19 protein-coding genes and 1 pseudogene are annotated in these 23,723 nt (G+C 58.3%); 5 read left to right on the plus strand and 15 right to left on the minus strand.

The annotated features are described in order from the left end of the window. Window positions 1–18 precede the first annotated feature (18 nt). The 5 genes from ACXAG8_RS07715 to ACXAG8_RS07735 all read right to left on the minus strand — a co-directional run bounded on the left by ACXAG8_RS07715 (window position 19) and on the right by ACXAG8_RS07735 (window position 5,267). Window positions 19–1,047 carry an endonuclease/exonuclease/phosphatase family protein gene (locus ACXAG8_RS07715; RefSeq protein ID WP_475223525.1) on the minus strand — a complete coding sequence of 343 codons (1,029 nt, stop codon included), beginning with the start codon at window positions 1,045–1,047 and terminating at the stop codon, window positions 19–21. Continuing rightward, window positions 1,047–2,093 (minus strand): ABC transporter ATP-binding protein, encoded by a 1,047-nt coding sequence (locus ACXAG8_RS07720; RefSeq protein ID WP_475223241.1) that lies wholly within the window; start codon window positions 2,091–2,093, stop codon window positions 1,047–1,049. The genes ACXAG8_RS07715 and ACXAG8_RS07720 overlap by 1 nt, the downstream gene beginning before the upstream one ends. Window positions 2,094–2,104: 11 nt before the next feature. After that, entirely contained in the window at window positions 2,105–2,998 is an 894-nt protein-coding gene (locus ACXAG8_RS07725) for an ABC transporter permease subunit (protein WP_475223242.1), read from the minus strand. 11 nt (window positions 2,999–3,009) lie between these two features. Beyond that, complete coding sequence (locus ACXAG8_RS07730) at window positions 3,010–3,891, minus strand: ABC transporter permease subunit (protein WP_475223243.1); 882 nt, start codon at window positions 3,889–3,891, stop codon at window positions 3,010–3,012. A gap of 71 nt (window positions 3,892–3,962) precedes the next feature. Next, on the minus strand, window positions 3,963–5,267 hold the full coding sequence (locus tag ACXAG8_RS07735) for an extracellular solute-binding protein (RefSeq protein ID WP_475223244.1): 1,305 nt from the start codon (window positions 5,265–5,267) through the stop codon (window positions 3,963–3,965). 216 nt (window positions 5,268–5,483) lie between these two features. On the opposite strand from ACXAG8_RS07735, the gene ACXAG8_RS07740 reads away from it, so the two are divergent. Beyond that, window positions 5,484–6,497 (plus strand): LacI family DNA-binding transcriptional regulator, encoded by a 1,014-nt coding sequence (locus ACXAG8_RS07740; protein WP_475223245.1) that lies wholly within the window; start codon window positions 5,484–5,486, stop codon window positions 6,495–6,497. Window positions 6,498–6,571: 74 nt separating this feature from the next. Here ACXAG8_RS07740 and ACXAG8_RS07745 read toward each other — a convergent pair whose 3' ends face one another. Beyond that, the gene (locus tag ACXAG8_RS07745; protein ID WP_475223246.1) at window positions 6,572–7,606 is read right to left on the minus strand and encodes an aldo/keto reductase; all 1,035 of its coding nucleotides are present in this window, start codon (window positions 7,604–7,606) and stop codon (window positions 6,572–6,574) included. A gap of 170 nt (window positions 7,607–7,776) precedes the next feature. Here ACXAG8_RS07745 and ACXAG8_RS07750 point away from each other — a divergent pair, with 170 nt between their 5' ends. After that, window positions 7,777–8,682: an AraC family transcriptional regulator gene (locus ACXAG8_RS07750; protein ID WP_475223247.1), complete on the plus strand. Its 906-nt coding sequence runs from the start codon at window positions 7,777–7,779 to the stop codon at window positions 8,680–8,682. 185 nt (window positions 8,683–8,867) lie between these two features. Here ACXAG8_RS07750 and ACXAG8_RS07755 read toward each other — a convergent pair whose 3' ends face one another. The 6 genes and pseudogenes from ACXAG8_RS07755 to chvE form a co-directional block, all read right to left on the minus strand. Further along, window positions 8,868–9,785, minus strand: a complete 918-nt coding sequence (locus ACXAG8_RS07755) for a dihydrodipicolinate synthase family protein (protein ID WP_475223248.1) — start codon at window positions 9,783–9,785, stop codon at window positions 8,868–8,870. Then, entirely contained in the window at window positions 9,778–10,725 is a 948-nt protein-coding gene (locus tag ACXAG8_RS07760; RefSeq protein WP_475223249.1) for a Gfo/Idh/MocA family protein, read from the minus strand. The genes ACXAG8_RS07755 and ACXAG8_RS07760 overlap by 8 nt, the downstream gene beginning before the upstream one ends. Beyond that, window positions 10,725–12,467, minus strand: coding sequence for an L-arabinonate dehydratase (gene araD / locus ACXAG8_RS07765; protein ID WP_475223250.1), 1,743 nt, complete (start codon window positions 12,465–12,467; stop codon window positions 10,725–10,727). The genes ACXAG8_RS07760 and araD overlap by 1 nt, the downstream gene beginning before the upstream one ends. A 1-nt stretch (window position 12,468) precedes the next feature. Continuing rightward, entirely contained in the window at window positions 12,469–13,704 is a 1,236-nt protein-coding gene (gene mmsB, locus ACXAG8_RS07770; RefSeq protein WP_475223251.1) for a multiple monosaccharide ABC transporter permease, read from the minus strand. Then, window positions 13,704–15,167, minus strand: a pseudogene (gene mmsA / locus ACXAG8_RS07775) (multiple monosaccharide ABC transporter ATP-binding protein); the annotation flags it as partial. The pseudogene mmsA and the gene mmsB, both read right to left, overlap by 1 nt. Window positions 15,168–15,313: 146 nt before the next feature. After that, complete coding sequence (gene chvE / locus ACXAG8_RS07780) at window positions 15,314–16,360, minus strand: multiple monosaccharide ABC transporter substrate-binding protein (RefSeq protein ID WP_475223252.1); 1,047 nt, start codon at window positions 16,358–16,360, stop codon at window positions 15,314–15,316. Between the two features lie 125 nt (window positions 16,361–16,485). On the opposite strand from chvE, the gene ACXAG8_RS07785 reads away from it, so the two are divergent. Next, window positions 16,486–17,403, plus strand: coding sequence for a LysR family transcriptional regulator (locus tag ACXAG8_RS07785; RefSeq protein ID WP_475223253.1), 918 nt, complete (start codon window positions 16,486–16,488; stop codon window positions 17,401–17,403). A gap of 243 nt (window positions 17,404–17,646) precedes the next feature. Here ACXAG8_RS07785 and ACXAG8_RS07790 read toward each other — a convergent pair whose 3' ends face one another. Further along, complete coding sequence (locus ACXAG8_RS07790) at window positions 17,647–18,906, minus strand: replication initiation protein (RefSeq protein ID WP_475223254.1); 1,260 nt, start codon at window positions 18,904–18,906, stop codon at window positions 17,647–17,649. 580 nt (window positions 18,907–19,486) lie between these two features. Here ACXAG8_RS07790 and ACXAG8_RS07795 point away from each other — a divergent pair. Continuing rightward, window positions 19,487–20,872, plus strand: coding sequence for an AAA family ATPase (locus tag ACXAG8_RS07795; protein ID WP_475223255.1), 1,386 nt, complete (start codon window positions 19,487–19,489; stop codon window positions 20,870–20,872). After that, complete coding sequence (locus ACXAG8_RS07800; protein WP_475223256.1) at window positions 20,865–21,932, plus strand: ParB/RepB/Spo0J family partition protein; 1,068 nt, start codon at window positions 20,865–20,867, stop codon at window positions 21,930–21,932. Before ACXAG8_RS07795 ends, ACXAG8_RS07800 begins: the two co-directional genes overlap by 8 nt. Window positions 21,933–22,121: 189 nt before the next feature. On the opposite strand, the gene ACXAG8_RS07805 is transcribed toward ACXAG8_RS07800, so the two are convergent. Together ACXAG8_RS07805 and ACXAG8_RS07810 are read right to left on the minus strand one after the other, a co-directional pair. Then, window positions 22,122–22,766 carry a carboxymuconolactone decarboxylase family protein gene (locus ACXAG8_RS07805; RefSeq protein ID WP_475223257.1) on the minus strand — a complete coding sequence of 215 codons (645 nt, stop codon included), beginning with the start codon at window positions 22,764–22,766 and terminating at the stop codon, window positions 22,122–22,124. Window positions 22,767–22,814: 48 nt separating this feature from the next. Continuing rightward, on the minus strand, window positions 22,815–23,594 hold the full coding sequence (locus ACXAG8_RS07810; protein WP_475223258.1) for a DeoR/GlpR family DNA-binding transcription regulator: 780 nt from the start codon (window positions 23,592–23,594) through the stop codon (window positions 22,815–22,817). Window positions 23,595–23,723 lie beyond the last annotated feature (129 nt).

Consider the following 23,723-nt stretch of genomic DNA (forward strand, 5'->3'; position numbering starts at 1 on the left):
ACGACCCGGACCCGCGGATTACGCGCGCGTGTCCGGTGACGGTGCGGGGCTGACCTCAAGCGTGCTCCAGACACAGTCATGATCGGACAAGGGCGTTCCGGCGGCCGAAACCGAGGTCAGAATCCCCGATTCTACCGGCGCGAAGCCCCGCCCGGCCAGCCAGTCCAGCTTCATCTGCCGATCCGGGTGCGGCGTGATCAGGCTGGGCCGCGTCGTGTCGCCTGCGGCAGTGAACGCCCAGGAATAACCTTGGTTTTCGGCCAGTCCGAACAGCGTTTCCCGCCGCCAGTCGAAATCGGGGGACATGTGGTTTCCGGTATTCAAATCACCGCCGATCAGCACCGGTAATCCGGGGGCGAACCGGTCGATAGCCTGCAGCAGGCGCGCGAATTGCTGGTGTCGATGGTCGGCACCCGCGTTGCTTTCCAGATGCGTAGACACCACACAGACCGAACCTGCGATGGTGGGAACGACCGCAGCAATGGCCATGCGGCCCCCGACCCTGGGTTGCTGGGGATCTGCGGCGCCGCCATCCGATGCAAACCAATGTCCATGGTCGTCCAGGCGGATCAGGGCCGTTCGCTGAAAAGGAACCGAAGACAGGATCGCGTTGCCGTGCCACCCCAATGCGTTGAAATCATCAACACAAAACGCCCGTTCGGTCGGGCCGCCCAGGTCCAGCTCGTGAAACTCGATCCCAAAGGCATAGACCATACCCAGGGCGCGGGCCATATCTTGGGTTGTGTGGCGTTGCGCGGTGCGGGCCATGCCGTGATCAACCTCGGACAGCAGGACGACATCCGGGCCGATCTGACCCAGGTGATCCGCCGTGTCCTGTGGGAACAGGCAGCGTTCCACGTTCCAGGCCGCGACCGTGAACCGCGCGGGCAACTGAACCGAACCGGCCTCGCCCCCCAATTGCAGCGCGTTCATGGCCGCAAGCCCCGACAACAGGTCGCGATGGGCCTGCGCGGTGCGCGGCGCGGACAGGATGTCCTGCCGTTGGGCTGGCGTTACGGCCGCAAGCGCGTTCACCGTTTCGGTAATCACAGCGTTCTTCCCGTTTCCGTATCGAACAGGCGCAGCGCCTCGGGCTTGAGCGTGATCCGGTTTTCACCCATCTGCGCGGCGTGATCCTTGTTGACCAGAACGGTAAAGGGTTGACCGGCAAGCTGGCCGTGCAACAGCCGGTGCGCGCCCAGTTCCTCCAGGATATCGACCTGAAACGGAACCGAACCCTGACCATCCAGTTCGATATCTTCGGGTCGGATGCCCAAGGTCACCGGCCCGTTGGCCGATGTCGGTGCGGTCATGATCCCGTCATAGCCGTTGATCCGAACCTGACCCCGATCCACCTGCGCCGCGATCAGGTTCATCGGTGGCGCCCCCATGAACGAGGCCACAAAGGTCGAGGCCGGGTTGTGATAGATTTCCGACGGGGTCCCGATCTGTTCAATCCGGCCTGCGTTCAGAACGATGATGCGATCGGCCATGGTCATCGCTTCGACCTGATCATGGGTGACATAGACCGCCGTCGTGCCCAGGCGGCGTTGCAGGGCCTTGATTTCGATCCGCATCTGGTTGCGCAGCTTGGCATCCAGGTTCGACAGCGGTTCGTCAAACAGAAACAGTGCCGGGTCGCGGACCACCGCGCGGCCCATGGCGACGCGCTGACGCTGGCCGCCAGACAATTGCGCCGGCTTTCGGTCCAGGTAATCCGTCAGGTTCAGCATCCTGGCAGCGTCTTCCACCTTGGCGGCAATCTCAGACGCCGGGGTGCCGCGGTTTTTCAGGCCATAGCCGATATTCCTGCGCACCGTCATATGCGGATACAAGGCATAGTTCTGGAACACCATCGCGATGTCCCGGTCCGCAGGGTCCACGTCATTGACCACGCGGTCGCCGATTTTCAACGTGCCTTCGGTGATGTCCTCAAGCCCCGCGATCATCCGCAGCAAGGTGGATTTCCCGCAGCCGGACGGGCCGACCAGAACGACGAACTCGCCATCCCGAATGGTGAAATCTGTCGCCTCAACAGCCTGAAAACCGTTGGGATAAACCTTGCGGATGCCTTCCAAAGAAACCTGAGCCATGCGCGTATTCCTTATTTGTCGGATTCTGTAAGGCCCTTGACGAACCAGTTCTGGAAAAAGATCACGATGGCCACGGGCGGGATCATCGCAACGATGGCCAGCGCCAGGGCCTGCCCATGTTCGGGGATCTGGCCGTCGGTATAGGACAGCACGATCTGCTTGATGCCCCGGACCAGCGTGAAAAAGCTCTCATCCGTGGTGATCAGCGTCGGCCACAGATACTGGTTCCAGCCAAAGACGAACATGATGATGAAAATCGCCGCGATCATCGTTCGGCTGAGCGGCACGAGGATATCGACAAAGAATTTCCACGGCCCTGCCCCGTCGATCCGGGCGGCTTCGGCCAGTTCCTCGGGGACGGACATAAAGAACTGCCGAAAGAAGAACGTGCCTGTGGCGGACGCGATCAGCGGTACGATCAGGCCGGTATAGGTGTTGGTCAGCCCAAGTTTCTGGATCGCCTCGTAAGACGGCAGGATGCGCACCTCAAGCGGCAGCAACAGGGTGGTGAAGATCACCCAGAAGGCCAGCGTGGCGAACCGCAGGCGGAAATAGACAATCGCATAGGCGGCCATCATCGAGATGACGATTTTTCCCACCGCAAAACCGATGCCCAGTATCAGTGAATTCATCAGCATCAGCGTGCCATCGACGGTCTGGGTGAAACCGCCCTTTTCGAACATGGCGGCGTGGAAATTCTTGCCCAGATCATCGCCCAGCGTCAGTTGCAGCCCTTCGCGATGGATCGTCACCGCATCATGGCTGGCCGTTGTCAGCGCCAGAAGCGGCGGCAGGATCATCAGCAAGGACCCAAGGATCAGAACAAGATGATCGCCAATCGCCTGCCATCGAATTTTGCGCGGGCGGCGCGTGACGGCGGGTGTTTCAAGAGTTGTATCAGCCATGGCGCGCCTCCTCAGGTATAATGGATCCGGCGTTCGACCAGCCGGAACTGAAAGACGGTCAGGATCAGGACCAGCACCATCAGCACGACGGATTGTGCCGATGAACCGCCCAGATCATTGCCGCGGAACCCATCCAGATAGACCTTGTAGACCAGCGTCATTGGGTTGTTGCCCGGCTCGCCCTTCATCAACGCATCGATGATGCCGAACGTGTCGAACAGGGCATAGGTGATGTTGATGATCAGCAGGAAAAACGCCGTCGGTGCAAGCAAGGGAAAGGTCACCTGCCAGAACCGCCCCGTGGCCGAGCGATTGTCGATCATCGCTGCCTCGCGCACGGAACGCGGAATGGATTGCAGACCGGACAGGAAAAAGATGAAGTTCACCGGGATCTGTTTCCAGACGGATACGATGATCATCGTCGTGGCGGTCGCGTTATAATCGACGCCCAGCTTGAAATCCCAGCCGAACATCTGGAAAAACCGGGTCATCGGACCGGTGCTTTGATCAAAGAACAAAATGCCCAGAAACCCGGCCACGGGGGGCGCAATCGCATAGACCCACATCAGCAGTGTGCGATAGGATTTGGCCCCCCGGATGACCTTGTCGGCCTTTACCGCCAGCAACAAGGCGATGGCCAGCGAGAAAAAGGTGACGAGAACCGAGAACACGATCGTGAACCAGGCGACGCGCATATATTGGGCATTGCCCAGCAGGGTTGTGTAATTGTCGCCGCCCACAAAAGTCGAACCGAACCCGAACGGGTCCTGCAAATAAAATGACGACTGCAGCGCCCAGCCCGCGGGCCAATAAAAGAAGATGGCGATAATCATCAATTGCGGCAGCAGCAGCGCCACAGGAAGCCAGATAGAGTCAAAGCCCGCGCGTTTCATGAGGTGTCCGTTGCGAAAAGAGCGATGGCCGCGCCGTGACGACGCGACCATCCCGGGGGTGATCCCAGGGTTTAACCCTGGGTCTTGGCGAAGCGGGCCAGCAGGTCGTTGGCTTCTGCTTCAATGGTCTCAAAGGCGGTTTCCACGTCGGTCTCGCCGGTCAGGATACGGCCATATTCGCGGTTCATGATGTCGCGGATCTGGACGTAGAACCCCATGCGATAGCCCTTGGTGTTGTCTCCGGCCTTGGCTTGCAGCTGATTCACACCAACTTCGGCAGCCGGAAAGCGGTCATAGTGGCCATCTGTCTTGGCGGCTTCATAGGCGGCCTCGGTGATCGGCACGTACCCGGTTTCCTGATGCCAGAAATACTGGGTTTCCGGCGCGGTCAGAAAGCGGAAGAATTCGGCGGTTGCCTTGTTCTCTTCGGCCGATTTTCCGGACATTGCAAACAGTGCGGCACCACCGATGAAGGTTTGCGTGGGCTCGGCCGTCACCGCTTCCCAATAGGGCAGCTCGACCGCGCTGAATTCAAAACCCAGGTCTTTCTGCAGCAGCCCGCCGAAGGAACCGGATGACCCCAGCCACATGGCAACCTTGCCTTCCTCAAACGGCTTGGCATTGTCGCCCCAACCGGTGCCGTACCATTCGAACAAACCGTCATTCTTCCATTCCGACACGGCGGTGAAATGCGCCTTGATCGCGTCGTTGTTCACGAGAATCTTCGTGTCGGTGCCGTCATAGCCATTGTTGTTGGTCGCAAATGGCAGGTTGTGGCGCGACATGAAGTTTTCGGTGAAAATCCACGGCAGGTGCGACTGGCTGAGCGCGATATAGCCCGCGTCCTTAAGTGCCGGAGCGGTGGTCGACTGGAATTCTTCCCAGGTTTTCGGCGGCGTCACGCCAGCCGCTTCCAACGCGTCGACATTGTAATACAGGATCGGCGTGGACGAGTTGAAGGGCATGCCGATCATCTTGCCGTCGCTGTCGGCATAGAAATAGCGCACACCGGCGATATAATCATTGATGTCGAAATCAACGCCATTGTCGGCCAGCAGGTCCTGAACCGGGATGGTTGCGCCCTTGGCGCCGATCACGGTGGCGGCCCCGGCGTCAAACACCTGCATCACATTGGGCTGCTCGCCCGCGCGGAAGGCCGCAATACCGGCGGTCAGGGTCTCTTCGTAGCTGCCCTTGTAGACCGGGGTGATCTTGTATTCGTCTTGCGAGGCGTTGAAATCCTCGGCGATCTTGTTGACGGTCTCACCCAGTTGGCCGCCCATCGCGTGCCACCAGGTGATTTCTGTTTCGGCAAAAGCTGCGGTCGCGGTCAGGGCGAAAGCAGCAGCCGTTACGCTGAGCTTGAAGTTGGTCATTTCGATCCTCCGGTTCGGGAATCATCCCGAGTATTGGCGGGTACGCCGTGCCGAGGGGCGGCCCCTCGTCGTGAAAAGTCAGGTGCAAACGGGAAAAATCCCGAGCGCATTGCACAGGGTGTGCACACGTGCTCAGCTACGGGGATCGTGTGACAGTTCGATGAAAGATTTATTGCATTATTGACAAATTACGCGGAAACAGAGGACCACAGGGCCGTGGTTGAAAACAGCACAAAATCGCCCCAAAGGCCCCGCCGTGTCACGGCGCAAGCCGTCGCCGACGCGGCCGGTGTGTCACGTTCCGCCGTATCGCGCGCGTTTACGCAAGGGGCCTATCTTGATGCCGGAAAGCGCAAGATAATCAAGGAAATGGCCGCGCGGATGGGCTATCAGCCAAATGCCCTGGCCGCAGGTCTCAAGGGGGGGCGCTCGCACCTTGTGGCGGTGTTTGTCGGCGACATGCGCAGCACCTATGACACCGAATTCATGAACCGCTTGGTGGGCCGGCTGAACGCGCTGAACAAATGGCCGATCCTGATTGACGGTGGCGACAAACAGGCCGAGGCCGCGATGGATCAGGTTCTGCGCTATCCGCTGGATGCATTGATCCTGCGCGGCGGCAGCATGCCCGAAGCGCTGGTAACCCAGTGCAGCAAGCTGAAAATCCCCATGATCTCGTCCGGTCGCATCGTCAAGGCACCGGGTGTGGACAATGTGTGTTGCAAGAACGCAGATGGAACACGGATTGCGGCGCAAGTTCTTCTGGATCGTGGGCGCAAACGGTTCGGTTTTGTCGCGGGCCCGCCCCATTTCGCATCCTCTGCCGATCGAAGGGCGGGTCTGGTGGAAACACTGGCCGGGGTCGGCCTGCCGCTGATCGCCGAAGCGGCGGGGAATTTCACGGTCGACATAGGGTACGAAGCCGCCCGGAAACTGCTGACCGAGCATGACCTGGACGCGCTTGTCTGCGCCAATGACGCCAGCGCAATCGGCGCACTGACCGCGGCGCGTGACCTGGGCGTCGACGTGCCGGACCGGATGTCGGTGGTTGGCTTCGATGATATCGAGATGGCCGCCTGGCCGACCTTCAATCTCAGCACCGTCAGAAACCCGATTGGTCTGTCGGTCGAACATGTGATCACGTTGCTTGAACGGCGGCTTGCCGACCCGACGGCCGAAAGCGAAACCTTTCTGATCGACCCATTCTTCGTACCACGCGGCACGCATTGAACATCCGCGGCAAAGTTACCCCCATGGGGCCATGATACGTGGCGGCGGGCTGCCGTGACAGCCCGCCTTGATGGTCATTTCGACAGCAGCATATGCGACCGATACTCACCTTGCCGCTCGATCATCCAGCCTGGGTATTCCGCGGGCAGTTGCGTTACGGCATTAAGCGCTGCAAGTTCCTCGGGCGACAGGGCAATCTCGGCGGCGCCGATATTGTCAGCCAGTTGGTCCGGGCGCTTTGCCCCCAGAATGATGCTGGTGACGGCTTTCTGGTGAAGCAGCCAGGCCAGTGCAACCTGCGGTATCGTACACCCCTTTTCCGTTGCGATTGTCCGCATCACGTCGATCGCGTCATAGGCCCGGTCTTTGTCGATCGGCGGGAAATCGAAATTCACCCGACGCCCTTCGGCGGTCTTTCCGTCCCGGTCAAACTTGCCGGTCAGGAAGCCACCGGCCAGCGGGCTCCAGACCATCAGGCCGATCTGCTCGGCTTGCAGCATGGGCGCCAGTTCGCGTTCCAGATCGCGGCCGCCGACGCTGTAATAGGCCTGCAAGGATACGATCGGCGCCAGTTGTCTGGCCTCGGTTATCCCGACCGCCTTGACAACCTGCCAGGCCGCCCAGTTCGAAAGGCCAAGATACCGGACATGGCCTTGCCGAACCAGCGTATCCAGCGCCTCAAGCGTTTCGACCATCGGCGTGGCCGGGTCAAAACCATGAATCTGATAAAGGTCAATGTGATCAAGCTGCAACCGTTTCAGGCTGGCCTTGGCCTGATCCAGAACGTGGCCGCGGGACGATCCGCGCGCATTCGGCCCCGCACCCATGGGGCCATGCACCTTGGTTGCGATCACCACGTCTTGGCGGGCGACACCAAGGTTCTTGAGAGATTGGCCCAGGATCTCTTCGCTTTTGCCTGTCGCATAGATATTGGCGGTGTCGATGAAGTTGATGCCGGCATCCAACGCCGTTTTCAGCAGGCCGTCCGCTTCGTCCTGCTGAAGTTTGCCGATCTGGCCCCACATATCATCCGATCCACCAAACGTCATGGTCCCGAGGCAAAGCTCTGAGACAAAGAGACCGCTGTGACCGAGCCGATTGTAACGCATGAATTCTATCCTTCGCTGAGATTGCCTAGGCCAATGCGGCCGGGGCTTGGCTATGATATGCGACCCGACGACCGCCCCGTGCCACGCCGATCCTCGCGAAACCTTGCACGATCCTCTCAAACCGCCAGGATTGTTCTGGTCACCAAGGGGCGAACAGGTAAAGTGGCAACATGGCTGAACAGCATCTTGAAGCTTTGACGGACCGCGCGCTCGACCTTTGGCATGGCCATGGGCGCGAAACACCGATTCCGGGCGTTTTCCTGGCTGTATCCGATGAACCCACAGGCCCCCTGCATGGTGTTTATCAACCATCGCTCTGCGTGGTTCTTCAGGGGGCCAAGATAAGCCGGGTCGGACACAGGACGTATCACTACGATGCCGGGAAATGCCTGATCGCCTCATTGGATGTGCCGGTACGGGCGGAAATCGTCACCGCATCAAAAGCACATCCCTATGCGGCCATGATCGTCAATATCGATCCGGTGATTGTCGCCGAGTTGCTGCTTGAACACCCGACACATGAAATGGATTTTGCGGGCACGCCGGAAACCCTTGCGGTGCAACCTCTTTCCCGTGAACTGATCGACCCGCTCGAACGGCTTTTGAATTTGGCGGGGCGTCCCCGTGACATCCCCGTGTTGGCACCAATGATACAGCGCGAGATCATCTGGCATCTTCTGAATGGGCCGCAGGCCGGCATGCTGTGCCAGGTCGGTTTGGCCGACAGCCGCGTCGCCCGCATTGGCAAATCCATTGCCTGGGTCCGCGAGAACTTTGCAGAAGTTCTGAGCGTGCCGCATTTGGCGACGCTCGCCGGGATGAGCCCGGCGACGTTTCACCGCCAGTTCAAGGCGGCAACGGCCATGACACCTGTTCAGTACCAAAAAAGCCTGCGCCTTCAGGAAGCGCGCCGGATGCTGCTGTCAGAAGGGGTAGATGTGGCCCAGGTCGGGTTCGCCATCGGGTATGAAAGCCCCTCGCAGTTCAGCCGCGAATACCGCCGGATGTTCGGCGCCCCACCCGGCCGCGACGGGGCCCAACTGCGCAGTGCCGTTACGGCTGACAGTCACAGTTAAAGGCCAATGGCGGGACCCGCCGCAAAGCGTTGTCTGGCCGGGTGGATGCAATCTGCCGCCGGAACAGGCGGCCAATTCGCCCACCGTTGCCGCATTGTGATCGTCAGTGTCGCACGCGGTCAGCTATGCGCACTGCCTGATGGGAATGTGGCGGGGATAAGGTGGCCCCTGCGCATCCTGTTTGCCTAAAGCCCCCATTTTCCGGCGACAAGATCCAGATCATTGGCAAGCTGAAGCAGCCGCTTGCGCGTTCGTTCACTCATTGGTTTCAATGGGTGGCGCACATGGTCACTGGCGATAACGCCGCCAGCTTTCATTACGGTCTTGCAGGCACGCAGCCCGCACTGGCGGTTTTCATGATTGATCAGCGGCAAACTTCGCGTCCACCCGTCAAGCGCTGCCTGTTCGTTTCCAGCCAGAAAGTTCCGGACAATTGGCCCGATCCGTTCGCATTGCAGGCCCGAGGTCATGGTCCCCGTGCAGCCCGCATCCAGATCAGCCAGCAGAGTAACGGCTTCTTCGCCATCAAATGGCCCCTTGATGGCGTCACCGCCAGCCTCGATCAAAGCGGCAAGTTTATCCGCCGCAAACGGCATCTCCATTTTGAAATAGCTGACCTGCTCAAGCTCGTTTGCCATCCGTACAAGAAGCGGAACGGACAGCTGGCAGCCCGAAAGTGGCGCATCCTGAACCATGATCGGAATATCGATTGCCTCTGAGACCGCTTGGAAATGTTCGAAAATCCCGGCTTCGGATGGCACCAGGCCCACGCCGTGATAGGGCGGCATCATCATGACCATTGCGGCCCCCATGGACTGGGCCGCGCGCGCGCGTTCTACGACAAGACCGGTGTGGAAATGACTGATGGTGACAATCACAGGAACGCGCCCTGACACATGTTCAAGACAGATACGCATCAATTGCCCGCGTTCATCATCGGACAAAACAAACTGTTCCGAGTAATTGGCCAGGATGCAGATCGCATCAACCCCCTGGTCAATGATGCAATCAAGGACGCGACGCATGCCTTCTTGGTCTATGCGGCCATCATCGTGGAACGGGGTGGGGGCGACCGGCAGAATACCGGAAAGCGGGTTACGCATGTGTCACGTCCTGTTCGTCAAAAAATGCGGCTGTCGTTTTGCGGTGGCCCAATAGAAAGGCATCCGCGACGAGTTGTAGCGGCTCAAAATCTGCGTCGCTGCCGCCCGCGGCCAAAAGTCCCGCCATTCGGGCGTAAAGCCGCGGGTATTCGCCTGACAGCGCCTCTTCGGTGGGGCCATGAGGTACGCCGTTCACGCTCATCCGCGCGCCGCCATCCTCAAGCACCAATGTCCCTGCGTCGGTTTCTGCCGTGATCTGCCACAGCTGCGGGCCCTTTTGTCGCCAATCAAACGTGGCCCGCACATCGGCACCGCCCGGATAATGAAATGCCAAACGCGCGGCGATCGGACCTTGCTTGTTTTCAGGAATCTCCAGGACCGCGCCGGTCACGTGCAACCGTTCCGGCAGAATCTCGGTTACAATGGAAAGCGCATTGATGCCGGGATCAAAAACACCCAAACCTCCGGCATCCCAAATCCAGTCCTGCCCGGGATGCCACAGCTGTACATCCTCTTTCCAGACAACCTCCAGCCGCTTAAGCTCCTTGTCCGCCAACCAAGCCTTGGCCGGGGCGACCATCGCGGCCTCGCGGGAATGCCACGTGGCGAACAAAGATACCCGCTGAGCCTGCGCCATTGCCGCCAGTTTCTTGCATTCGGCCAAAGTCGCGCCCGGAGGTTTTTCAAGCATCACATGTCGACCGGACCGGATTGCGGCCTCGGCGTATTCATACCGCGGCACCGGCGGCAGGCACAGCGAAACGATCCGTATATCAGCGCGTGCGGCCAGGAACTCTTGGAAGCCGGTGAACGCCTCAACGCCGTCAACCGACCCGGCCCGCGAAACCGTCGCCGCAAGTTCCCAATCCGGCGAATTTGCGATGGCCGGCACATGTTGGTCGAGGGCGATCTTGCCGATACCCACCAATGCAATATCCATCAATGGCTGTCCTTTCCGACCGCGCTGCCACGGCACCCTTTCAGGAAATCCAGATCGGCGCCGGTATCCGCCCCTTCGACATGCTGCTGGTGCAACCAGGCGTAACCCGACGCAACCCGTTCATGACCCGGAGACCACCGGGCCAGCCTTGCAGCAAGATCCTCGTCCGAAATCTCAAGCTCGAGGCGGCGCGCGGGGATGTCGACTTGGATCATGTCACCGTCGCGAACCACGGCCAGCGGCCCGCCCGCCGCCGCTTCGGGCGAGGTATGCAGGATGACGGTACCGTAAGCCGTACCCGACATTCTGGCATCGGAAATACGGATCATATCCGTTATCCCCTTTTTCAGAACCTTCGGCGGCAGGCCCATATTCCCCACCTCGGCCATGCCGGGATAGCCTTTGGGACCACAGTTCTTGAGAACAAGAATGCAGGTTTCGTCGACATCCAGATTGTCATCCGAAATCCGGGCCTTGTAGTCGTCGATATCTTCAAAAACGACCGCGCGTCCACGATGCTGCATCAGATGAGGCGACGCGGCAGATGGCTTGAGGACCGCACCGTTGGGGGCCAAGTTCCCCCGAAGTACCGCCATGCCTCCTTGTTTGGTCAGGGCTTTTTCCGCCGGGCGAATGACATCCGTGTTCCAGTTTCTGGCGTCTTTGACTTCACCCCAGATCGGGCCGCCGGACACGGTCAGGGCATCCTTGTGCAGCAGCCCTGCCTCACCAAGATGGCGCAGCACCACGGGCAGCCCGCCGGCATAAAAGAACTCTTCCATCAGATAGTCGCCGGATGGCATCAGGTTGACGATGGTTGGAACATCGCGTCCGCAGCGATCCCAGTCCTCCAAAGTAAAGTCCACCTCCATCCGGCCTGCAATGGCAAGCAGATGCACGACCGCATTGGTCGATCCGCCGATGGCACCATTGGTTCGCACCGCATTCTCGAACGCCTGCCGGGTCAGAATGTCCGATGGCTTTAGGTCGTCTTTGACCATCTGAACGATCCGGCGACCCGAAAGCTGGGCCATGACCCGGCGGCGGCTGTCCACGGCCGGGATTGCGGCATTGCCCGACAGCGCCATCCCCAGCGCTTCGGTCATCGAGGCCATCGAGGACGCGGTTCCCATCGTGTTGCAGGTTCCCGTCGAACGGGACATGGATTGCTCGGCCTCCAGGAAATCATCCTGCGTCATCTCGCCTGCTTTGACGGCTTCCGAGAACTTCCACAAATGGGTTCCCGACCCGACCCGTTCGCCCTGAAAATAGCCATTCAGCATCGGGCCGCCGGTCACGACGATCGAGGGCATGTCACAAGACGCCGCCGCCATCAGCAAGGACGGCGTGGTCTTGTCGCAGCCAACCATCAGAACGCACCCGTCGATGGGCTGCCCGCGTATCTGCTCTTCTATGCTCATGGCGGCCAGATTGCGGAACATCATGGCCGTTGGCCTGAACGTATTCTCCGAAGCGGAGAAAACCGGGACTTCGACGGGAAAACCTCCGGCCTCCCAGATGCCGGCCTTCACCTTTTCGGCAAGCTCACGCAGGTGCCCGTTACAGGGGGTAAGCTCGGACCAGGTGTTCATGATGCCAATCACGGGACGCCCGTCAAAGAGATCATCCGGGTATCCCTGGTTCTTTAGCCAGCCGCGGTGGTAAATCGTATCGCGCGAGGTTCCACCGTACCATTCCTGACTGCGCAGACGTCTGGGCCATTTCGCTGGTTTGAATTCCATATCAGGCCTGCTTGGATTTGTTGTAGACGTCAAAGATGACTGCGGCCAGCAAGACCAGACCCTTGATCATCTGCTGATAGTCGATACCGATGCCCAGGATCGACATGCCATTGTTGAGAACACCCATCAGGAACGCGCCAACAACCGCACCCACGATCTTGCCGACACCGCCGGACATTGACGCGCCGCCGATGAACACGGCCGCAATCACGTCCAGTTCCAACGCAAAACCCGCTTTGGGCGTTGCAGAATTCAGGCGCGCGGCAAAAACCATTCCAGCGATGGCGGCCAGGATACCCATGTTCACAAATGCCAGGAACGTAAGGCGCGCGGTTTTCACACCGGAAAGTTTCGCGGCTTTCTCGTTTCCCCCCAGCGCATAGATACGGCGACCGGTCACTGTCCGCTCGGTGAAGAATGCATAGAGGATCGTCAAGACGCCCATGGTGATCAACACGTTGGGCAATCCCCGGAATGTCGACAATTTGAACAGGATGAAGATCAGCGCAAAAGCGATGATACCCACGCGCGCCCAAAAGAATGCCGGGGGTTCAACATCCATGCCATAGGCGCGGTTCTGTGCCCGTTTCTTCAGCTCAAGATAGACAATCGACCCTGCCGCGATAATTCCGCATGACAAAGCCAGCAGGTTGACGCGCTTTTGGTCCAGCAGATTGGCGACGGTTTCGGACAGGCCCGCAGGAAAGATGTCGGGGACGAACCCATTGGCGATCATCTGGAACTCGCGCGGGAACGGCCCCAGCGACTGGCCCTCGAGCAGCCACAGGGACGCGCCCCGAAACACAAGCATCCCGGCCAGTGTCACGATGAAGGACGGGATGCTCCAATAAGCGATCCAGTAACCCTGTGCCGCACCAATCAGACCGCCCGCGACGATGCAGACCAGCATCGTCACACCGGTGGATTGTTCGAACTCGACCATCATTACGGCGGCCAGCGCCCCGACAAAGCCCATGACCGATCCGACGGACAGGTCGATATGCCCGGACACGATGACGATCAACATGCCAAGCGCCATGATCACGATATAAGAGTTTTGCAACAGCAGGTTAGTGACGTTGACCGGCTTCAGCAGCGTGCCGTTCGTGACAATCTGGAAAAAGACCATAATGGCGATCAACGCAAACAGCAGACCGAATTCGCGCATGTGCTGAGCCAGGTATGCGCCTATGCCAGCTTTTTGCGGCGCGGTGCCATCCTGATTGGCAATTTCCATCATCCTCTCCCATCGTCCGTTACAATCATGGACATGATCGCTTCCTGGTCGGCTTCTTCGGCCGACAGTTCCCCCACGAATTCGCCCTCGTTCATCACGTAGATCCGATCACACATGCCAAGAAGCTCGGGCATTTCAGAGGAAATCATCAATACGCCTTTTCCCTGCGCGCTGAGTTCATTGATGATCCCGTAAATCTCGAACTTGGCGCCGACGTCGATGCCGCGCGTCGGCTCGTCCAGGATCAGAACTTCGGGCCCGGCAAACAGCCATTTTGACAACACGACTTTCTGCTGGTTGCCACCGGACAGGTTAACCACCCGCTGAAAGACGCCGGGACAACGAATGTTCAACGATTTCCTGTATTTTTCAGCGACCCGCGTTTCGGCAGCGTCCTGAAGCACCTGCCCACGGGCCACTTCTTCGAGATTGGCCAGCGTGATATTGCGCTGGATTGTCTCATCAAGGACAAGACCCAGTTCTTTGCGATCCTCGGTGACATATGCAAGGCCAGCCTTGATTGCCTTGCTGACCGTCGACACATCTACGGGCTGGCCGCGGATTTCCAACTGCCCGGATATCTTTTGTCCGTATGATTTCCCGAACAGGCTCATCGCGAGTTCAGTGCGCCCTGCCCCCATCAGGCCAGCGATGCCGACCACCTCGCCTGCGTTAACGGACAGATTGATATTCTTTAAGATCTGGCGGTCCGTGTGCAGCGGATGAAAGGCGTTCCAATCGCGAATGCGCAGCAGCTCGCCGCCGGAACGCCGCGCGCGTTCTGGGTATCTCGCTTCCATATCCCGGCCGACCATGTCGCGAACGATGCGATCTTCGGTCACAACTTCGGTTGTCGCATCCATCGACGAAACAGACGCCCCATCGCGAATTACGGTAATCTTGTCGGCAACCCGGCGCACTTCGTTCAGTTTGTGGCTGATTATGATCTGGGTGACGCCCTGCTCTTTCAGTTCAAGCATCAGATCCAACAAAGCCTGGCTGTCTGCTTCGGACAGGGCCGCGGTTGGCTCGTCAAGGATCAGCAGCCGGACTTCCTTGGCCAGCGCCTTGGCTATTTCCACCAGTTGCTGCTTGCCGACCCCCAGCTTGTCGACCAATGTGCCTGGCGCTTCGCTCAGGCCGACCTTGCGCAAAAGCGCGACCGTCCGCCTGTCGGTTTCCCGCCAGTTGATCACGCCGCCAGTTGCGCGCTCGTTTCCCAGAAAAATATTCTCTGCGATCGACAGCAATGGAACCAGCGCCAGTTCCTGATGGATGATGATGATCCCGCGCTCTTCGCTGTCCGAGGTATCCGCGAATTCGGCCAGGCCGCCATCATAGTGAATTTCGCCATCATAGCTGCCCGCGGGGTAAACCCCGGACAGAACCTTCATCAACGTGGACTTGCCAGCGCCGTTTTCACCCACAAGAGCCAGAATTTCACCGGATTCGACAGTTAGGCTCACTTGGTCCAGCGCCTTCACACCGGGGAATTCCTTAGTGATCCCGCGCATTTCCAACAGCGCCGACATTTCCCGCCCTCATACATTAAAGATCGCCACGGCGCGCCCGCCAGAAACCGACGGACGCGCACGGGGAGGAACCAAACCTATTGAAGCTGGTCTTTCGTGTAATAGCCCGATCCGATCAGGACCTCTTCCCAGTTCGACGTATCAACCGAGACCGGTTCCAGCAGGTAGGACGGCACGACTTTCACCCCATTGTCGTAGGTGCTGGTGTCGTTGATTTCCGGCTCGCCACCCTTAAGCAACGCATCCACCATCCCGACAGTGACGCGCGCCAGTTCACGGGTGTCCTTGAAGACGGTGGAATACTGTTCGCCGTCCAGCATCGACTTGACCGAGCGCACCTCGGCATCCTGGCCGCTGACAATCGGCATCTGCTGATCCCCAGAGCCATACCCGACGCCTTTCAGCGAAGAAATGATCCCGATCGACAGACCGTCATAGGGCGAAAGCACGCCGTGAATCGTTGCGTCTGTGTAATGAGCGGACAGCAGGTTATCCATGCGCGCCTGCGCCACGGCGCCGTCCCAGCGCAGGGTGCCGACGGTATCCATGCCCATCTGGCCGGACACGATGGTAACGGTGCCGTCATCAATCAACGGCTGCAGGACAGACATCGCGCCATCATAAAAGAAATAGGCGTTGTTATCATCCGGCGAACCACCAAACAGTTCAACATTGTATGGGCCGTCGCCAAAGCGTGCTTTCAGGCCATCCACCAGGCTTGTGGCCTGCTGGACACCAACCTTGAAGTTGTCAAACGTCGCATAGTAATCGACATATTCGCTGTCTCGGATCAGGCGGTCATAGGCGATGGTCTTGATGTCGGCGAAATGGGCATTCTCCAGCGCGTTCGACAATGTTGTCCCATCGATTGCTGCGATCACCAGAACATCAACGCCGTTTGTGATCATGTTCTCGATCTGCGCCAACTGGTTTGGAATGTCGTCCTCGGCATATTGAAGAATTGTCTCGTATCCTGCCGCTTCAAACTGTTCGACCATCGAGTTGCCGTCCGAAATCCAACGCGACGACGATTGTGTCGGCATTGCGATTCCAACTGTTTCGGCAATTGCGGCATAGCCGGTCAGGGCCAGCGCCGTGCTGGCCAACAAGACTTTCAGCTTCATTTCGTGTCCTCCCAAAAACGCGGCCCAGCCTCCTTGGGCTTTGGCCTGAGAATACACTAGCGACTTGGTGACATTACTGTAAAATTCAAAAAAACCTCATTCACATATCCAAAATGGTATACGCCATGAATATCGCAAGCCGTCTGAAATCAAAACACCTGGAACTTGTCCTCAAGATTGCAGAGACCGGGCAATTGCAATTGGCGGCGCAATCAATCGCAATATCGCAACCCGCCGCCTCGCGCATACTCGCGGATATAGAGACCACAATTGGCAGTTCACTATTCGAACGCCATCCAACCGGAATGGTTCCGACGCCGTCGGGTCAGGTCTTTATTCGCCATGCCCGCATTGTCTTTACCGAGCTTGGAACGATGGACGAAGAGCTTGCACAGATCACGCAGGGCGCTTCGGGAAACGTGCGCGTGGGCGCGGTCACCGGACCGTTGATCGGGTATGTCATGCCGGCGGTGCAGGCGATGCTCAGGCAAAACCCGGATCTACGCATTTCAGTAGACGTGGCCCCCTCGGCCAGTTTGTTCCGCGGATTGGAAGAGGCAAAGTATGACTTTATCCTTGGCCGCACCTCTCCTCATAGCAACAAAAGAGACTACAGATTTCACCCGGCCCCATCCGAAATCGTGTCCTTGGTTGTTCATGAAACCCACCCGCTGGCGGGGAAAGAACATCTGAACTTGGCGGAAACATCACAGTTCTTCTGGACTATGCAAGAAGAAGGCAGCCCGATCCGAGAGGCCGTTGAAACCGCGTTCCTGCGACAGAAACTACAGGTGCCCTCGCGCGTTCTGAACAGTTCATCACTGTTGGTCGCGCTCTCTCAATTGGCTGGGGCTGATACTATTTCGCCGCAAACCGAAGAAGTCGCCAATCTGCTGACCTCTGCCCAGATTGGTGCGCGGTTGGTTTCGCTCAAGCTTGATAAACCGATACTTGTGGCACCGTATTTCATTATCCAAAACGCGCATCGGGAATTGGGCAGAGCCGCCGCCAAATTACTGGACGGTGTCCTGTCCAGAATTTGAAGCCCAACGTCGCTGGGGCCAAGATGCGGAACGGCGGATGGTCTGTTTGCCACGGTTACCGTGGTTCGGTCCGGCGCTCGTGCACCAAAGTTTTCATTGGCAAACCTGCGCAACACGGTCCTTTGGCCGCACCGACGATCCCAAGGCGCACATATCACAATGCGCATTATTTGACGAAAATGCGCACAACCTAAGCAATCACGAATTGAACGATTTGCGCCCACCCTCGCCGCGTAGCGGCCGTCATTGAAAGGCGTCTGGCTCCAGCTCTTGCCAAAAGGCAAAGATCGCAGCCGCGTTCAGACCGGACCGCCATCCATGCGCGCGGAAATGTTCGCGGTCCAGCTCATCCTCCAACCCGGCCAGGAACAGGCGCTTGTCGGCATCTCTCTGGGTTGGGTTTCGCCGCGAAACCAGCTCTTCGACGACCGCAAGTTTGCGGCTTCGCTCGCTGCGTTCCGCCACCCGTTCGGCATAGGCCATATCCTCGGCGGCCTTTGCCGCGGCGCGGTCTTTGGCGGCGGCCAGCGCCTCGGGGCTGGGCGCGGCCGGGGCGGGTTCTGACGGCTGAACGTAATCGTCGCGCAAGGCTGCGGACAGATACCCGACGGTGGATTTCACACCCCCCTGCCCTTTCACATAGTCCAGCTTTTGCTGAACATAATCCTCGCCATGTTCGGCGATCCATTGACGCGCCAGCCGGTCAGACACGCCTTGTTCGCGCAGGGTTTTGTAAACCGCAAGGTTGCGAACGCCGTCGCTGTCGTCGATCTCGAACATAGCCATTTGCGGATTGGCCTTGATCCGAAACCGAATATCCGTGACCGACCGACCCTTTTTCCGGAACTCCGGCTCGATCATGATGTCCGAGCTTTTGTTCACCTCGGTCACCGCAGGTTTAATGATCTTGGCATTCAAATGCTTGAAGCTTGCGTAATAATCGCTGCCGTCCACGCCCATCAATTTGCGAAACACGTCAATTGCCAGCCATCCGGTCGACCCGGTACGCACAAACCGATAACAGTTTTCATACAGGGCCAACCCGTGCCCCGAGCTGAAGTTGCGTTGAATATGAACATTGATCAGCGCATATATCTTGGGGTCATACAGTTTTTGCGCCAGGGCCGGCGAATAGGCGTATTCGCACACCCCGTTCTTGAGCTTGGCAAAGCTTAGCAAGGACGAGACACCCCATTCCTGGCGCCCCTGCTCGTCCAGCATGTCCCATTCCGCGACGGTTTCTGCCAGGGCGCGCAAACTGGCGCGCAATGTGTCAAAATCGTTGGAGTTGTAACCGACCATCATCGCCAAGGTGCGCGCATCAATCGTGTGCGTCGCGGCCGAAGTCAGCGCGTCATAGGCATTGAGGAGCAATACGTTCGACAACTTGCGCTGCAACAAGGTCAGCTTGCCGCTGATGTGAATCGCGGCAACGTTCTTTTTCACCGTCTCGCGGCGCAATGACCCCGACAGGGTATCCATGTCCAATTGTGTATCCGGCATGATTCTGCCTGGCTGCTCTTTTGCGTGTTTGTGCCACAAAAGGTACCCAAGGATCAATCTGTTTTGGGTCCCCAAATACAGGATCACGGGAATCCCGCAAACAGGTACCTATTGAATCAGAACCTTGAGTTATCCCCAGACCATCTGAGAAATTTCCCTGTTTCGACATGGACCGCCCCGTGGGGGGCTTCGAAAACCATCATTTTAGACCCTGATTTTGTGGAAAATGCCCAGTCCTGCGAATCGGCACCCTGGATACTGGAATCAGACACCTGTGAACCCGTATTTGGGTCCCTATTGACCTGTAAACAGGTGCCCTAGATACTGGAAACTGGCACCCATAAGCACGTATCATCTTGTTTATATTGCTGAATAAGTCCGCAAAGATTCTAAACTATCTAAAGATAATAAACCCTTTGTCGGCTTGTGTTCTTTCATTTTTTGACAGTTTCGTCGCGAAACCAGGGGTCCGGTCCTTCTTCTGTGGAAAACCCGGTAATCAACGATAGCCTTGGTGGAAAATGTTCGCTACATTGCCGGATATACGCCGGTAAGGCGAACATTATCCGAGGCATCGACAGTGAACAAAACAAACCAACCTCCTCTGCCGCCCTATTTGAATCTGGATCCGGCAGCAGCTGCTGGAAAGCTACCTGATCCTATCGGCACTGCGCGATTCGCAAAAGCGGCGGCATTCTGTGCGAAAGGACGCGAAGATCTCGCCCGCCGTGGTTACGCCCCTGATGGTGAAAAGCGACTGCGCAGGTTCTCGATCTGGGAGATCACGAAATACCTGATCCCGGTTGCCCCAGCGCATCTGCGGCGCGTTCTAAAGGCCAACCCGGACTTGCCGCAAGGCGAAGGCGGTGCCGGGTCAAAATGGTTTACCCTCGAAGAGGTCCTGACGCTCAGGCATCACTTTGCAGCCGAAGGCGTCAGCACCAAAGAGTACCTGCCCTATCGTCCCGAAGGGCTTCCTGCCAAGGTGGTGGCCGTGGCCAATTTCAAGGGCGGTGTTGGCAAAACGTCAACTGCGGCGCATCTGGCAATGTCCGCGGCGTTGGATGGGTATAAGGTTCTGGTTATTGATCTGGACAGCCAAGGGTCAATGACGTCGATTCTGGGCGGCCAGATTGCTGACGAATGGCAAACGGTGTTTCCGCTGATTGCCAAGGATTATGCCCGTTCGGTTCAGCGTGAAAACACGGTCCGTACCGCTGCGGATCAGCCTGAAATCCCATTGGATGAAACGCTGCGCGAGGCGTTGAAGACCCAGCCCCGCGATGTCATTCAAAAGACGCACTGGCCCAATATTGACCTGATTGGCGCGCAGCTGAACCTCTATTGGGCCGAGTTTCAAATACCGGTCTGGCGCATGGGGTTGCGCAGCTGGCCGCTTTGGGATGGTCTGACCAACTTCCTGCATGATGACGGCGTGCTGGATGATTATGACATCGTGTTCCTGGATACGCCTCCTGCACTTGGGTACCTAACCATCAATGCGCTGGCGGCTGCGGATATTCTGCTGGTACCGCTGGGGGCGTCCTTCCTGGAATTCGATTCGACGGGGCGGTTTTTTGACATGCTCTACACCACATTCGCCAGTATCGAAGATGGCGAGAATGCCGCGCAACGGGCTGCTGGTTTACCAGAACTTAAGTTTGAATGGGATGTAGTGCGGGCAATCATCACCCGATTTGACGCCAGTCAACAGACGGACATGGCCAACGTGATTCAGGCGTATTTTGGGGATTTCATGAATGCTTACCGGCAGGATTATACCGCGCTTGTCGGTCAGGCTGGCGAGCAGGTGAACGGGATCTACGAGGCCGATTACCGCGATTTCAACCGCGACACCTATGTGCGCGGTCGCGAAACCTTTGACCGGACCTATGCCGAGTTCAAAGAGGTTTTGATCGGTTGCTGGTGGCGCGACGCGCAAATGGGAGGAATGGCAGATGGCTAAACGCAGAAGGTTGACCGCACCCGACGCGGCAGAGATCGAACAGCTCGAGGCCGGTTTCGCCACGAAACCTGCGCTTGGCCCGTTTGACACCAAGACCGCAACGCCACCGATTGCCCAGGTCGCGGCCGAGGCGGCAACGCTGAACGGTATGGCCGGCGTGACGGATCGGGTGGCTTTGGCCAAAGATCAGGGCGATGCCGCCCGGTGGCGCGACGCGCAGGACGCAGGGCTTGTGGCCGAGATGGTGCCGCTGGGCGAGATCGACGCTGATTACATTCGCCGCGACCGGATGGTCGAAGACGCAGAGGCCATGGCCGAACTTCTTGAATCTTTGCGCGTAAACGGTCTGCGCACTCCGATCGAGATCACGCGGACGCAAGATGGGTTTGGCCTGATATCCGGCTATCGGCGCCTCGAAGCCTTCAGGCGTTTGTCCGATACTGACCCTCGTTTTGCTGAAATTCCGGCCTTTGTGCGGGATGCCAAAACGGGGCAGGGGGCTTATGTCTCGATGGTCGAAGAGAACGAGCTTCGCGCCAATCTCAGCCCCTATGAGCGGGGACGCATCGCCGCGTTGGCAGCCGGGCAGGGGGTCTTTGCGTCGACCGAAGAGGCGGTTGATGCCTTGTTCGCAGCCGCTTCAAAGGCCAAGCGATCCAAGGTCCGCGGCTTTGCCGTTGTGCACGAGGCATTGGGCGATTTGCTGCAATTTCCGGTGGCCCTGTCCGAAAAGGCGGGCTTGAAACTGGCCGCAGCATTGCGCGACGGGGCGCAGGCGAAATTGCGCGATGCGTTGGCGCAAGGTGAGGTGACGGACCCGAAATCCGAATGGACCTTGTTGGAATCTGCGCTGGCTGTAGCCCCGGCGCCAACGACGGACAAGTCCAAGGGCGGGCGCCCCAAGCAGGTGATGCGGATTGGTCCGCTTGCGCTGAATGGCGGTGGTGAAGTGCGGGCGGAAGTCACCGAAGAAGAGCTTCGTATTCGGCTAAAGGGACGGTCGATAAGCGTGGACCAAGCCGAGCGGATCGTCGCGGAACTTGCCAGGCTGGTCACGTAGTTTCGCCGCGAAACCCAGAAGGGCAGGCGCCCGATTTCATCCCGTAAACGGGTGCCTGATGCGGATCGTTAGGTGGTGCGCAAAAGCCGGTAAAAATGCACATTACACAAATGGGCGCGGTCTCTTCCTTTAACTGAAACTTCGCGACAGAACCGTCGGCCGACCTTGTGTCGACGCATTTGAGACACGTCAGACGTTCACACCGTTCTGCCTGCCAAAGTCCGTATAGAACGTATCCTTTCGACATCTTTCCAAAGTCGCCTCGTCGGCTTCTCTGGGGTCGGTCCCAGGGCTTTGGACGCCGGTTCCTTCGATGAAACGATTTATCAGGTTGAACACAGCGCAAACCTGGATCGCATCGAACAAGGCACGTTCCGACCAGCCGGCCGCATAGACCGCGCGCGCATCCGCTTCTGTCATCCGCGATGGCGAGACCGTGAGTTTTTCAATATACGCAAGTATCGGTTTCAGGCTTTCCTGGACCGGGGCGGTTTCACGGTCTTCCATCAGGGCTTCAATGATTTCGACGTCAATTCCATAGGCCTTGGCGAAAACGATATGGGCGTCATGGCAATATGCACAGGCGTTCAAACCCGATACATAGGCCGCAATCAGTTCCCGTTCTGCCACCGAAAGATCGCTTTCGCCCCTCATCACCAGACTTTCATAGGCGCATAGCGGCGCAAGTTTTTCCGGGAACGCCTGGTATACGTTGCCGAGCGTCGCGTTGTCCGGCAACGAGGGGAATAGTCGCTTCATCTGGTGCTCCCTTACGTCCGCAGAATGAGCTTGCGCCTTAATCCCAAGAATACCATGCGTTGAATCCTGCGGCAAAAGCGGAAAAAGGCGGCTGCCCCTGACCCTTTGGGCAGGTCGATGACCTTATCCGTCGACGGCCACTTTGATCACCTGGCACCCTGCATCTTGGCACGCGGCGCGAAGCGGCTCGGACAGGTCCTGTCCGGTTACGATGACGTCATAATCCCAAATAACACGGTTTCGACATGGCAGATCACGTCCGAATTTCGTGCTGTCTACGACAAGGACTTTTTGGTTTGCGCAATCGGCGATTGCCGTTCTGGCCGCTACTTCTTCGAGGTTGTAGTCCAAGACCTCACCGCTGTCCGAAATGCCGCCGCAGCTGAAAATCGCCTGTTCCACCCGATAGCCGGCAAAGAACCCGGTGCTTGCAGTGCCGATCAGGTCAAGGTCGCGCAACCGTACGACGCCCCCCGCCAGACTTACCTGCGCCTCTGGCGCCTGTTGCAACGCAATCACCGCGTGAAGGTTGTTTGTCGCAACAAACAACCTTTTTCGAACTGCCAAAAATTGCGCGCAGTTTTCAACAGTGGTTCCGGTGCCCAAGGCAATGCGCGCGCCATCCGGGACCAATTCCTTGACGGCAAGGGCAATGCGACGCTTTTCACTCCGGGCAACACTGACCCGAGGGGTATAGCCGACATTCTCGGATTGCTGCCGTAGCCGGACCAGACCGTTTCGGCGCTGCACCAGCAACGCCTCGTCCAAATCACGCAAATCGGCACGAATGGTTTGAACCGAGACCTGCAGCCGCTCTGCCAGCTCTGCTGCGGACATCTCAGGGTGGTCACACAAAAGACCGATGATCTGGTCTCTGCGTCGGGTCATCTCGTGCCGCCTCATTCGCTTTCCTTCGAAAGGGAAGTGTCGTTGGCATTCGGAATAACAACCGGGGGTGGAAGTTGGCAAGGTAATAAAACTTTGCCGAAACCGTCACAAAACAGTTTCATACCCATCCCATAAGGGCGCCAC

The sequence above is a fragment of the Ruegeria sp. ABD4_443 genome, from assembly GCF_056160865.1.